Source organism: Leifsonia stereocauli, from assembly GCF_038432415.1.
In the GTDB taxonomy this organism is placed as follows: Bacteria; Actinomycetota; Actinomycetes; order Actinomycetales; family Microbacteriaceae; genus Orlajensenia; species Orlajensenia stereocauli.
This window is the reverse complement of sequence record NZ_JBCAUN010000001.1, coordinates 1,363,963-1,376,692: the sequence shown is the minus strand read 5'-3', so window position 1 is coordinate 1,376,692 and position 12,730 is coordinate 1,363,963. Positions and strand designations below refer to the sequence as shown.

Annotated in this window: 14 protein-coding genes; 8 read left to right on the top strand and 6 right to left on the bottom strand. The window is 68.9% G+C overall.

Going from position 1 to position 12,730, the window contains the following annotated elements:
• Positions 1-126: 126 nt before the first annotated feature.
• Positions 127-1,143 (bottom strand): LLM class flavin-dependent oxidoreductase, encoded by a 1,017-nt coding sequence (locus AADV74_RS06720; protein ID WP_342112689.1) that lies wholly within the window; start codon positions 1,141-1,143, stop codon positions 127-129.
• Between the two features lie 72 nt (positions 1,144-1,215).
• On the opposite strand from AADV74_RS06720, the gene AADV74_RS06715 reads away from it, so the two are divergent.
• Complete coding sequence (locus AADV74_RS06715) at positions 1,216-1,731, top strand: PaaI family thioesterase (protein ID WP_342112688.1); 516 nt, start codon at positions 1,216-1,218, stop codon at positions 1,729-1,731.
• A 42-nt stretch (positions 1,732-1,773) separates the two neighbouring features.
• On the opposite strand, the gene AADV74_RS06710 is transcribed toward AADV74_RS06715, so the two are convergent.
• A complete protein-coding gene (locus AADV74_RS06710) occupies positions 1,774-2,748 on the bottom strand; it encodes an SDR family oxidoreductase (protein WP_342112687.1) in 975 nt (324 codons plus the stop codon).
• A gap of 141 nt (positions 2,749-2,889) precedes the next feature.
• On the opposite strand from AADV74_RS06710, the gene AADV74_RS06705 reads away from it, so the two are divergent.
• Positions 2,890-3,879, top strand: coding sequence for an LLM class F420-dependent oxidoreductase (locus tag AADV74_RS06705; protein ID WP_342112686.1), 990 nt, complete (start codon positions 2,890-2,892; stop codon positions 3,877-3,879).
• Between the two features lie 92 nt (positions 3,880-3,971).
• Positions 3,972-5,021: an LLM class flavin-dependent oxidoreductase gene (locus AADV74_RS06700; RefSeq protein ID WP_342112685.1), complete on the top strand. Its 1,050-nt coding sequence runs from the start codon at positions 3,972-3,974 to the stop codon at positions 5,019-5,021.
• Between the two features lie 12 nt (positions 5,022-5,033).
• On the opposite strand, the gene fliW is transcribed toward AADV74_RS06700, so the two are convergent.
• The 4 genes from fliW to flgN are packed head-to-tail and all read right to left on the bottom strand — an operon-like array spanning position 5,034 to position 8,213.
• A complete protein-coding gene (gene fliW, locus AADV74_RS06695) occupies positions 5,034-5,414 on the bottom strand; it encodes a flagellar assembly protein FliW (RefSeq protein WP_342112684.1) in 381 nt (126 codons plus the stop codon).
• On the bottom strand, positions 5,411-6,295 hold the full coding sequence (gene flgL / locus AADV74_RS06690; protein WP_342112683.1) for a flagellar hook-associated protein FlgL: 885 nt from the start codon (positions 6,293-6,295) through the stop codon (positions 5,411-5,413). The genes fliW and flgL overlap by 4 nt, the downstream gene beginning before the upstream one ends.
• A 3-nt stretch (positions 6,296-6,298) precedes the next feature.
• Positions 6,299-7,720: a flagellar hook-associated protein FlgK gene (flgK, locus tag AADV74_RS06685; protein WP_342112682.1), complete on the bottom strand. Its 1,422-nt coding sequence runs from the start codon at positions 7,718-7,720 to the stop codon at positions 6,299-6,301.
• A 7-nt stretch (positions 7,721-7,727) separates the two neighbouring features.
• Positions 7,728-8,213, bottom strand: coding sequence for a flagellar export chaperone FlgN (flgN, locus tag AADV74_RS06680; RefSeq protein WP_342112681.1), 486 nt, complete (start codon positions 8,211-8,213; stop codon positions 7,728-7,730).
• A 384-nt stretch (positions 8,214-8,597) separates the two neighbouring features.
• On the opposite strand from flgN, the gene AADV74_RS06675 reads away from it, so the two are divergent.
• From AADV74_RS06675 to AADV74_RS06655, 5 genes are all read left to right on the top strand, one after another.
• Positions 8,598-9,410, top strand: coding sequence for a sigma-70 family RNA polymerase sigma factor (locus AADV74_RS06675; protein WP_342112680.1), 813 nt, complete (start codon positions 8,598-8,600; stop codon positions 9,408-9,410).
• A gap of 117 nt (positions 9,411-9,527) precedes the next feature.
• Positions 9,528-10,376: a flagellin N-terminal helical domain-containing protein gene (locus tag AADV74_RS06670; protein WP_342112679.1), complete on the top strand. Its 849-nt coding sequence runs from the start codon at positions 9,528-9,530 to the stop codon at positions 10,374-10,376.
• Positions 10,377-10,492: 116 nt separating this feature from the next.
• A complete protein-coding gene (gene fliD / locus AADV74_RS06665; RefSeq protein ID WP_342112678.1) occupies positions 10,493-11,860 on the top strand; it encodes a flagellar filament capping protein FliD in 1,368 nt (455 codons plus the stop codon).
• A complete protein-coding gene (gene fliS, locus AADV74_RS06660) occupies positions 11,857-12,303 on the top strand; it encodes a flagellar export chaperone FliS (RefSeq protein WP_342112677.1) in 447 nt (148 codons plus the stop codon). The genes fliD and fliS overlap by 4 nt, the downstream gene beginning before the upstream one ends.
• Positions 12,290-12,631 carry a hypothetical protein gene (locus AADV74_RS06655; protein WP_342112676.1) on the top strand — a complete coding sequence of 114 codons (342 nt, stop codon included), beginning with the start codon at positions 12,290-12,292 and terminating at the stop codon, positions 12,629-12,631. The genes fliS and AADV74_RS06655 overlap by 14 nt, the downstream gene beginning before the upstream one ends.
• The last annotated feature ends 99 nt before the right edge of the window (positions 12,632-12,730 follow it).

Below are 12,730 nucleotides of genomic sequence, written 5' to 3'. Positions count from 1 at the left end.
TCTGCGAGCGGGTACCCGACGATCCGCTCGCTGAGCGAGCGGGTACCCGACGATCCGCTCGCTGAGCGAGCGGGTACTCGACGATCCGCTCGCTGAGGGCCGAGCGAAGCGACCGCCCGAAGCGCATCAGCCCAGTGCCGGACTGATGTCACGCACGATCGACTCCAGGATGCGCGCGTTGAAGTCGACGCCGAGCTGGTTGGGCACCGTGACCAGCACGGTGTCCGCGGCCTGCACGGCGGCATCCTGAGCCAGCTCGGCCGCGATCACGTCGGGCTCGCCGATATAGCTGCGCCCGAAGCGGGCGAGCCCGCCGTCGAGGTGGCCCACCTGGTCCTTCGCGTCGGCCTGCGCGCGCAGCCCGAAGTAGCGTCGGGACTCGTCGTCGATGAGCGGCAGGATGCTGCGGCTCACCGACACCCGTGGCTCGAAGTCGTGGCCGGCTTCGGCCCACGCCGCCCGGAACATCGCGATCTGCTCGGCCTGCAGCTGGTCGAACGGCACCCCGGTGTCTTCGGTGAGCAGCGTCGAGCTCATCAGGTTCATGCCCTGCTCCGCCGTCCACACGGCGGTCTTGCGCGTGCCTGCACCCCACCAGATGCGCTGGGGCAGCGTCGGAGACAGCGGTTCGATGGCGAGCGGATGCGTCGAGCCGGTCATCTGCGGGTTGGCGTGGGCCAGCCCGGCTCCGGCGATCGCGGCGCGGAAGAGTTCGGTGTGAGCACGCGCCATGTCGGCATCCGTCTGACCGTCGGAGGGGACGTAGCCGAACGACTCGTAGCCGGCCAGCGCCGTCTCGGGTGATCCCCGGCTGATGCCGAGCTGCAGTCTCTCGCCCGCGATCAGGTCGGCCGCGGCAGCGGACTCCGCCATGTAGAGCGGGTTCTCGTAGCGCATGTCGATGACGCCGGTGCCGATCTCGATGGTCTTCGTGCGGGCGCCGACGGCGGCGAGCAGGGGGAACGGCGACGCGAGCTGGCGGGCGAAGTGGTGCACCCGGAAGTAGGCGCCGTCGACGCCGACCTCCTCGGCCGCAACAGCCAGGTCGATCGACTGCTGCAGTACGTCGGCGGCCGTGCGGGTCAACGACCCGGGTACGGCCTGGTAGTGGCCGAAGGAGAGGAATCCGATGCGCTTCACCATGACCACAGCGTAGGCACGCGCAAGGGTATTCCGCCCGTCGGATGTTGAAAGCCCGGTGTTATCGTGACGATCGTGACGAACACCGAGCTTCCGACCTCCTCAGCCACCTACACCTGGGTCGATCCCGCCGTCGGGCTCGCGCAGTTGCCGCAGCTCAGCGGCCTCGAGTACCTGACCGGCATCCTCGAGGGGCGCATCCCCGAGCCTCCGATCGCCGTGCTGATGAACATGGACATCGTCGCGGTGTCCGAGGGCGAGGTGATCTTCGAGTCGCGACCGACCCAGGCGCACTACAACCCCCTCGGCACGATCCACGGCGGGCTGGCGTGCACCGTGCTCGACACCGTGCTCGGGTGCGCGGCCCACAGCACCCTGCCCGCCGGCACCGGCTACACCTCGATCGACATCACCGTGAGCTACGTACGCCCGATCCAGCCGTCGGCAGCACCGCTGCGGGCCACCGGGCGCGTGCGCAAGAGCGGCACCAGGGTGATCTTCGCCGAGGCCGAGCTCACCGACAGCGCCGGAAACCTTCTCGCCACCGCGACGAGCAGCCTGCTGGTGTTCGCCCACCGCCCGCAGGGCTGAGGCCGCCCGCAGGGCTGAGGCGTCACCGTCCGCGCGGAGCGATCAGCCCACGAGTCGATCGAAGGCGGCGTCGAGCTCGGCATCCACGACCTGGGACTCCGGATGCGCATCGTGCCAGGCGATCATCTCGGCGGCGCCCTCCCAGAACGGCACCGTGGTCGCGAACTCGGGAACCAGCGCCTTCACCTTCGAGTTGTCGAAGACCATGGAGTGCGCCTTATCGCCGATGAGGCCGGGTCCGAGCTCCGGATGCGCGGCCGCGATCGTCTCGGATGAGACGTGCGCGAGCACGGGCTCGACGCCCGCGGCCTCGCCCAGCCAGCCGTAGATCTGGTTCCATGTAGGAGCGTGGTCTCCGGTGATGTGGAAGGTGTCGCCCACGGCGTACGGGTTGCCGAGCAGCCCTGCGAATCCGACCGCGAAGTCGCGCGTGTGGGTGATGGTCCAGAGGCTGGTTCCGTCGCCGTGCACGATGACGGGCTTGCCGACCCGCATCCGTGCGATGTCCGTCCATCCGCCCGAGGTGGGCAGCAGCGTGCGGTCGTAGGTGTGCGATGGCCGCACGATCGTGGCCGGGAAGCCGCGGTCGCGGTAGGCGCCCACGAGCAGGTCCTCGCAGGCGATCTTGTCGCGGGAGTACTGCCAGAACGGGTTGCGCAGCGGCGTCGACTCGGTCACCGGAAGTCGCGAGGGAGGGGTCTGGTACGCGGAGGCCGAGCTGATGAACACGTACTGGCCCACCCGGCCCTCGAACAGGTCGACGTCGGCCTGCACGTGCTCGGGAGTGAACGCGAGGAACTCGGCGACGACGTCGAACTCGGCGTCGCCGACGGCCTCGCGCACGCTCGCGGGATCGCGGAGATCGGCGGTCAGCCTGCGGACGGCATCCGGCAGCGGACGCACTCTCGATTCACCCCGGTTCAGCACTGTCACGTCGTGGCCGAGTTCGATGGCACGGGAGACGGATGCCGCGCTGATGACGCCGGTACCGCCGAGGAACAGGATGCTCTTCGTCATCAGTCGATCATTGCAGCCTCGCTCGCCGAAGGCACGTGGGTGCAGCCAGCGCGTCCGGTCGCCGAAGGCACGTGAGCGAAGCGAGTGCGTCGAGGTGTCGCTACCTTCGACGAGCTGGAGTGGCCGCCTAGGCTGGCGATCATGGACTTCGGACTCTTCATTCCCCAGGGCTGGCGGCACGACCTTCTCGGCATCGACCCGGCCGATCAGTGGGACACGATGAACTCGCTCGCACAGCACGCAGACGCCGGGCCGTGGGACTCGCTCTGGGTGTACGACCACTTCCACACCGTGCCCGTGCCTTCCGAGGAGGCCACGCACGAGGCGTGGACGCTGATGGCGGCATTCGCCGCGAGCACGTCGCGCGTGAAGCTCGGCCAGATGTGCACGTGCATGAGCTACCGCAACCCTGCCCACCTCGCCAAGATCGCCGCGACGGTCGACATCATCTCGGGCGGCCGCACGCAGATGGGCATCGGCGGCGGCTGGTACGAGCACGAGTGGCGCGCCTACGGCTACGGCTTCCCGCCCGTCGCGGAGAGGCTCGCCCGTCTGCGTGAGGGAGTCGAGATCTTCTCCCAGGCCTGGACGACGGGCAGCGCGACCCTCGACGGGAAGCACTATCAGGTCGACGGGGCCATCGTTCGGCCCCTCCCGCTGCAGGAGGGCGGCATCCCCATGTGGATCGCGGGCGGCGGTGAGAAGGTCACTCTGAAGATCGCCGCGCAGTACGCCAGCTACACCAACTTCGCCGGAACCCTCGAGGAGTTCGACCACAAGAGCGCCGTGCTCCGTGGCCACTGCGAGGCGATCGGCCGCGACTTCGCCTCCATCACCCGGTCGTCGAACTTCAACACCATCGTCGCCGCGACCGAGTCCGAGGTCGCCGACCGCATCGACGCGCTGCACGCCAGGGTGCTGCCGTTCCTCGGCGAGACCAAGGCGGGGGAGTTCGTGGCCGAGTATCGCAACGGCACTCCGGCGGTCGGCACGCCGGAGCAGATCGTGGAGCGCCTGCGCGAGCGACGCGAGCACGGGCTGGGATACGCCATCCACGACTTCCCGGAGGCGGCCTACGACAGGTCGGGCATCGAGTTGTTCGAGCGCGAGGTACTGCCGGCGCTGGCCTGATGGCGGCATCCGTCGCCTCGGGAATAGCCGGATGCGACCTGCCGTTCCGTTTTATGCAAACGTATGAAGTGATCGAGTAGTCAGGAGCCCTCATGGCACAGCAGGTCGAGTTCGGAGTCGACACCTTCGGCGACGTCACGGTCGACGCGAACGGAGACAGGCTGTCGCAGGCCGAGGTGCTGCGGAACGTCGTCGCCCAGGGCGTGCTGGCCGATCAGGTGGGCCTCGACTTCTTCGGCGTCGGCGAACACCACCGCGACGACTTCGCCGTCTCGGCGCCCGAGGTCGTGCTCGCGGCGATCGGCGCGAAGACCGAGACCATCCACCTCGGCTCCGCCGTGACAGTGCTGAGCTCCGACGACCCCGTGCGCGTGTTCCAGCGCTTCGCCACCCTCGACGGCATCTCGAACGGACGCGCCGAGGTGATCCTCGGGCGCGGTTCGTTCACCGAGTCGTTCCCGCTGTTCGGCTACCAGCTGAGCGAGTACGAGGACCTCTTCGAGGAGAAGCTCGAGCTGTTCGCCGAGCTCGTCAAGGAGACCCCCGTCACGTGGGAGGGCCGCAAGCGTGCGGCCCTCGTGAACCAGGAGGTCTACCCGAAGACGGCATCCGGCGCCCTCAAGGCGTGGATCGGCGTCGGCGGTTCTCCCGAATCCGTCGTGCGAGCCGCGACCTACGGCTACCCGCTGATGCTCGCGATCATCGGGGGAGCACCCGCGCGCTTCCGACCGTTCGTCGACCTGTATCACCGCGCCCTGGCTCAGCTCGGCCAGCCGATGCTGCCCGTCGGCGTGCACTCGCCCGGGCACATCGCCGACACCGACGCGCAGGCCCGCGAGGAGCTGTGGCCGCATCACCAGGCGATGATCACCCGCATCGGCCGGGAGCGCGGCTGGGGTCCGATCACCCGCGACACCTTCGAGAACGAGGCAGACGAGGGGGCCTTGAACGTCGGTTCCCCCGAGACCGTCGCCCGCAAGATCGCCGCGACGGTGCGGGACCTCGGTGTGCAGCGCTTCGACCTCAAGTACTCCAACGGAACGCTCTCGCACGAGAAGCTCATGCACAGCATCGAGCTCTACGGCACCGTCGTGGTGCCTCGGGTGCGGGAGCTGCTCGCGGCCGACGACACGTCGGCCTAGGGGGAGCTCCGGCTAGGCCGAGGCGGCGGTCAGTGGATGCCGCAGCGGCCAGTCCTGGCCGTCGAGGATGACCTGCAGGGCGTCGCCGGTCCGCGGGTTGACCACGATCGGCGCCGCCAGGTTCACCGTGGGGCCGCCCTCGGTCAGCGAAGAGACCACGAGGATGAGCGGCTCGACGTCACCGAGGTTCACTGCGTCGCGCTGCTCGGCTCCCAGTCCCGGCCTGTAGTCGGAGAGGTAGGTGGGTGCGTCGAGCACGAAGAGTCTGAGGCCCGGGTCGTCGACCGACCGCAGCGCGAAGACGCCGACGGCGCCCTCGATGGCGTGCAGGGTGAAGCGCGTGGCCGGCTCGAGTCCGGGGGGAGGACTGAGGAAGGTCAGCTCGCCGATCATCGCAGGTAGTCCATGAGCGTCGCGGGGAGCACCTTGGCCGAGACGGCGATCGCCGACTGGTAGGCCAGCTCCTGCATCTTCAGCTCGAGCGAGATCTGCCCGATATCGACGTCCTCGATGGCGGCCCGCCGGGTCTCGAGTGATCCGGTCTGTGCCACGAGCATCTCCTCTGCGCGTTCGATCTGCGCCTGTCTCTGTCCGACCTCGGCATGCGTGCTGACCATCTTCGTGGCGCGGTCGTCGATCTCTCCGAGCCGCGCCGTCACGTTCCGGCCCGACCTCAGGTCGGCGGCGATGGTGCTCAGAAGTTGGAAGACCGAAGCCGCTCCGCTGCCGAACGCTGCATCGCCATCGGCATCCACCCGTACGGTCTGGTCGGCCGCGACCCGTCGCTGCACAGTGCTGCCCGCAGCGCCCGTGAAGGAGAAGTCGGGCTGGAAGGCGACGCCGGCGTCGGAATTGCCGGCGAAGACGTTGCGACCCAGGTAGGCGGTGTTCGCGATGCCGAGCAGATCGTCGCGCAGCGATTCCAACTCCACCGCGATGGCCTCCTTCGCCGTGGGGGAGAGAGCTCCGTCATTGGCGCCCTGGACGGTCAGGTCGCGCGCACGGCGCAGCACGTTCGAGGCTGTCGACAGGGCACTGTCGGCCGTCGTGAGCCAGCCGATGCCGTTGTCGGCGTTGCGGGTGTACTGGTCGACCGACCGCTGCTCCGCCCGCGTGCGCAGGGCGTCGGCCGTGCCCGTCGGGTCATCGGACGGCCGCGAGATGGCGCGCAGCGATGCCGCCTTCTCCTGGGTCGCGGCCAGTCGTGCTGCGCTGGCCTGCAGGTTCTGCTGGGCAGAGCGCATCATCATGGTCTGCGTCACACGGGTGATCATGCGCTATCTCCCCACGAGTCCGGTGCGGTTGATGAGAGTGTCCAGTGCCTCGTCGATGGCTGTCATCACACGCGCAGCCCCCTGGTAGGCGCGCTGGAACGCCAGCATGTTCATGTTCTCCTCGTCGAGGTCGACCGCCGAGTTCGACTGCTGTGCGGCGACGGCGCTCGAGGAGGCGAGGTCGGCGAGGGCCGAGTTGCGGATCTCGGTCTGCGCGGCCACGGCGACACGGGTCACCAGGCCCGACCACAGCTCGTCGGGGGAACCGTCGGCCTTCGCGATGCCCGAGATGGCATCGGCGACCGATCCGTCGGTACCGCCGGCACCCGGAGTGCCCGTCGCGATGCCGGAACCGTCGGTGGGGACGACACGCAGACCCTGGGCGGCCGAGACTCCGGCGTCGACGACGAAGAAGTCGTGCCCGGTGGTTCCGTCCGCGGTGGCTCCGGTGCGGTGGATGGCGTTCACCTGGGTTGCGAGCGCGATGGCGAGGGCGTCGTAGGATGCCGCGGTCTCGGCGAGGGCGCCTCCGGTTCCACCGGCCTCGGCAGGCGCGAGGACTGTCAGGGCGCCGCCGAGCGAGCCGCCGTCGAGCTCGACGGCGATGCCGGGATGGTGAGCCCATTCCAGTCGCACCGGGTCCGTCGCCGACGTGGCCATGCTGCCGCCGCCGAGGACTGTGACGGGCCGGAGCGAGTCGCCCGTCACGAGAGCGTTACCGCCGAGGAACACAGTGACGGTTCCGTCGGACTGCGGCTCGACGCGTCCGCCGGCGATCCCGGCGATGGTGGTGAGCACGCGGCTGCGCTGGTCCTGCAGTTCGTTCGCAGATCCTCCCGAGGCCAGCGTCGACCTGATTCGGGCGTTGAGCTCGGCGACCTCGGCCCCAGCTGCGTTGAGCTGCGCGGCCTGATCGTCGACGCTGCCGCGGATCTCCGACCACTGGGTCTGGGTCGCCCGGGATCCTGAGGCGATGCGATTGACGAGCACTGAGGCCTGCTGGAGCAGGACGCTCTCGGATGCCGGCTCACCGGCGCGGTTCGACAGCTCGCCCCACGCCGACCAGAACTCGCCGAGCTGCGCCGAGATGCCGGTGGCGCCGGGCTCGTTGAGCGACTTCTCGAGCGTGCCGAGGGCCGTGGCCCTGGCATCCGAGAATCCGGCGATCGACAGGGCGCCGCGCACGCGGGCGTCGAGCCTGGCGTCGGCGAGCCTGGCGATGCCGTCGATCGAGACGCCCTGCCCGACGTGGACGCCGGTGCTGAACCGACCGGCGGTCACGGCTCCGATCCCCGAGGATGAGACCCGTTGGCGGGTGTAGCCGTCGGTGTTCGCGTTGGTGATGTTCTGACCGACGACGTCGAGACCGAGTCGCGCGGCGACGAGCCCGGTGTAGGCGGTGTTCAGGGCGCCGAAGGTGCTCATTCCGTTGTCACAGCTCCCGGTCGATGATGCGTGCGCCACGTGCCGTGGCACCGGTGGTGCCACTGGCGTCGTAGGTGCCCGAGTTGCCGTCGATGCCGGCCGCGACCTCCTGGGTGGAGCGCAGGGCGGAACGCAGGAGCGCGTCGTTCAGGTCGCGCACCGACGTGATCTGGGCGGTGAGTTCGAGCATCGCCTGCAGGTGGTCGCGCAGGATGTCGCCCCAGGGCCCGGCCGGAGCGGCCTCGGCGAGTTCGCGGAGCGGCAGCTCGGCGTCGACGCCCCACTCGGCGGCGATGGCGTCGAGCTCGACCGACCGGCCGAGTCCGCTCTCGCGGAGGCGCTCGGCCACCTGTTCGATCTCGCGGGTCGCGAACGGGATCCACCGGGTCTTCCCGGCGGTGAGCAGGAGTTGCTGCTCCTCGAGCTTGAAGAGCAGCAGCTCGAGGAGCTCGCGCTCATGCCAGAGCACTGCTGACAATTCGGTGGCCCCCACGTGTTTCTCCATTCGCATCGGGTTGCATGATGACGATCCATCGTCGCTCTCCGACGCTTTTCCGTTCGTGAAAGCAACTGTCGGTCGCATCGCGGTCAATGTTAGTGAGCGCGCATGTCCGCGTTTCCCAGAGGGGTACATAGCACGCTCCGAGCCGGTGACTACGGGGTACATGGCGTTGTCGGCCAACGTGCCGACACTCGGACTGGGGCGCGTTCCGGGGCGAGATTCCGGGGCCCCGACGGATAGCTTGGACACGCGTCGAAAGCCTGTTCCACCGTCGGATCGGAGTATGGAATCCGGCGTGAAGTGATGACCACACCCATACCCGAAGTGAGTGAGGACAGGCACCTTTTCGGGTGCCCGGACAACGGGGGATGGACAGTGAATCGGATCGAGCGCAACGCATTGGTGGTCGAGAACCTGCCGCTCGTGGGCTACCTGGTCTCCGAGCTGTGCGGCAGGGCGACGCACCTGTCCCGCGACGACCTGGCCTCGGTGGGCGCCATCGCACTCATCACCTCTGCCGAGTCCTTCGACCCGACTCTCGGGATCCCGTTCGGCGCGTACGCGCGGCGCCGCATCGTCGGCGCGTTCGCCGATGACATGCGCTCGGCCGACTGGGCACCGCGCTCGGCGCGCAAGCGCATCAAGGAGACCCTCGCGGTGCAGGAGACCCTGACCACCGCACTCGGACGCACCCCCGACGTCGACGAGATCGCCAACGCCATGGGCATCGACCGGGAGACGGCTCGCGCCGCCCTCTCCGACGCGGGGCGTTCGGTCACATCGCTCGATGACACCGTCGCCGACTCGCTGGCCGCCGAGATCGTCTCGCCGGAGGAGAGTCTGCTCCTGGGTGAGGAGCTGCGCTACCTGCGGGCATCCGTCGACGCCCTCCCGGAGCGGATGCGCGCGATCATCGTCGCCGTCTACTTCGAGGACCGCACCGTCACCGAGATCGCCGCCGAGCTGGGCATCACCCACTCCGCCGTCTCGCAGCAGCGCTCGGAGGCGATCCGCCTGCTCCGCGACGGGCTCGGCACCCACTACTCCGACGGTGACGAGCCTCACGTTCCCGTCTCGAGGGTCGCCACGGCCAGCCGCAGTGCCTATCTCGCGCGGGTCGCCGAGCAGGCCGTGCTCGAGGTCTCGCGCCGGGCGGCGCTGCGCGGCCGGGTCTCCACGGTCTCCTGAGGCCTCTGCCGATCAACCCGAGGATTCGTCTAACGGGTTCTCCGGGTGTGCCGATAGCTCTGGATGCGGGCCCACGGATGGGCCCGTGACGACACCCAGATCACGGAGGAACACACCATGGGTATGCAGATCAACACCAACACCGCGGCGAACAACGCCTACCGCAACCTCAACAACACGCAGAACGCGCTGTCGAAGTCGCTCGAGAAGCTCTCGAGCGGACTGCGCATCAACCGTGCTGCCGATGACGCGGCCGGCCTGTCGATCTCGGAGGGCCTGCGCTCGCAGATCTCCGGCAACAAGGTCGCCGCACGCAACGCCCAGGACGGCATCAGCGTCATCCAGACGTCGGAAGGCGCCCTGACCGAGGTTCACAACATCCTGCACCGCATGCGCGACCTGGCTGTCCAGGGAGGCAACGACTCGAACAACGCCGACTCGCGCGCAGCGATCAAGGGTGAGGCCGATGCTCTGGGCGAGGAACTCACCCGCATCATCGACAACACGAACTTCAACGGCATCAAGCTGCTCGACGGTTCGACGAAGAGCTTCCAGGTCGGCACGGGAGACAACACCTCCTCGAGCGACGTGATCGACGTCAAGCTCTCCGGCACTGCGGCGTCCGTCGGAGGCCTCGCAACCGCCGCCGGCACCGCGTCGGCCGACTTCGTCGTCACGGACAGCGCAACGGCGAGCGGAACGATCACCAAGATCGACGCAGCCATCACGGCGATCTCGACGGACCGGGCGACCCTCGGTGCGGCGCAGAACCGCTTCGAGTCGACGATCAACAGCCTGAGCGTCGCCGGTGAGAACCTGGCGGCGGCGGAGTCGCGCATCCGCGACACCGACATGGCATCGGAGATGGTCAACTACACCCGGGCGAGCATCCTCTCGCAGGCGGGCACGTCCATGCTGGCGCAGGCCAACCAGTCGAACCAGAGCGTTCTCAAGCTCCTCGGCTAGATCGGCATCGCCTGGCGGTCGGCCCGGCGAGCGCGGGTGGGTGTAGGGCCTACCACGTGCGCGCCGGGCCCGGCCGGCACCGACATCAGCAACCCCGACGCAGAGGAAGGACGATCGTGGGCATCTCCCTCGGCGGTCTCGCCAGCGGTCTCGACACCGCGGCACTCATCACGAAGCTCATGGCGATCGAAGCCGCCCCGCAGACGCTGCTCAGCGCACGAGTCGCCTCCACGAGCTCGACCATCAGCGACCTCCAGGCCCTCAACCTCAAGTTCTCCTCACTTGCCACGATGGCCGCATCGAACCGCACGGCATCGTCGCTGAACGGCTTCACCGCCTCAGCATCGTCGAGCACAGTCACGGCGAAGGCCGGGGCGAACGCCGTGGCCGGAAGCGTCGACATCGTCATTCGGTCGGTCGCCCAGGGCCAGACGTCGGTCACCGCGCCGATGACCGCCTGGCCCGACGATCCGGCCACCCTCACCCTCGTCGCGCATGACGGCACGCGCACCGAGGTCACGGCCGCGAGCACGTCGCTCGAGGACGTCGCCTCGGCGATCAACAAGTCCGGCGCACCTGTCACGGCCACGCGGGTGCGTGCCGGCCTCGACGTCGACGGCAACCAGCAGTACCGCCTGCAGCTCAGTTCGACCGCCACGGGGACGGATGCCGCCTTCGGCGTTCTCCGCGGAGGCACCGACCTGCTCGCCGAACCCGGGGCGGCCGCGATCCGCACCGCCCAGGACGCCGAGGTCGCGCTCTGGTCGGGGACGGCCGCCGAGCAGGTCGTTCGCTCGTCGACCAACACCTTCACGGGTCTCATCGGCGACGTCGACGTCACGGTGTCCGCAGCATCCGTCGACCCGGTCACCGTCACCGTCGCGCGGGATCCCGCCGTGGCCTCCACGGCCGCGAAGGCCCTGACCGATGCGATCAAGTCGATCTTCGGGACGATCGACGCGAAGTCGGCGAGCTCGACGACGACCAACGCCGACGGCAGCACGACGACGAAGCTGGGTTCGTTCACGGGCGACTCGACTGTGCGCTCGGCGCGACTCGCCCTGGCCTCGGCCGTCTCGATGCCGATCGGCGGGGCGTCCCCCTCGCAGATCGGCATCAGCTTCCTGAAGGACGGCAGCCTGGTCTTCGATCCCGAGGCCTTCTCCGCCGCACTGGCGGCGGACCCGGCAGCGGCACAGGGCATGCTCGCCACGATCGCCGGTCGGGTCGCCGACGCGGCCACCACGGTCTCGGACAAGTACACCGGCCGGCTGACGACCAGCATCAACGGACAGGAGACAGTCGTGAAGTCGATGAACGAGCAGATCGAGAGCTGGACCCGGCGGCTCGACGATCGTCGTGCCCATCTCGAACGCACGTACTCCGCCCTCGAGGTGCGCATGAGCGCTCTCAACTCGCAGTCGGCATGGCTCACCTCGCAGATCGCCGCACTGCCCACCACCAGCGGATCGAGTTCCAAGTGACGACCCTCCTGCAGGCCCAGGCCCAGGCCCAGTACGGCCGCGAAGCCGTGCTCTCGGCCACACCGGCACGACTGCTCACCATGCTCTACGACAGGCTGCTGCTCGACCTGCACCGTGCCGAGCAGGCGCAGCGGGCCGGGTCGTGGAACGACGCCTCCACGGCGCTGCTGCACGCCCAGGACATCGTCGCCGAGCTCTCCAGTTCGCTCCGGGTCGACCTCTGGGACGGCGCCGAGGGACTGCTCGCCGTGTACGCGTTCGTCACCACCACCCTGCGCAACGCGAACGTGCAGCGCGATGCCGCCCTCACGAGGCAGGCCATCGACCTGATGGAGCCCCTCGCGGCAGCCTGGCACGAGGCAGCTGCCCTGCCGACGGCCGCCGACTCCCTGACCTCCGCCGCACCCGTCGGCGGGGGAGGCCTGCACCTTGGCTTCGCCTGATCGCACCCGTCGCACGTGGACCGAGGTGCTCGACGCGCTCGAGGCCGACGCCCTCTTCGCGGTGTCCGACCCTGATCCCGAACCGGACCGCGGTGACGCGGCGCACCTCCCTGCGCACCGCAGCGAGGAGCACTGGCGCCCCGATCCGGAACTCGGGGCACTGCCCGATGAACTGCACGAGCGCGCGGCAGAGGTCCTGGCGCTCCAGCGCGAGATGCTCGAGCTCCTGATCGAGGAGCGCCGGTCCGTGAGGCGCCACCTGGAGGCCGTTCGCACAGTTCCGGATGTCGCTGCATCGGGCGCCGTCTACCTCGACGTGCAGGGCTGATGCCGACAGGCGGCATCCGTCTCGGAAATCTCCTGGCCCCTGCCTAACGTCGCGAGCCGATCTGCCGATAGCTGTCTTCGAGCACGGATCGCTCACGAA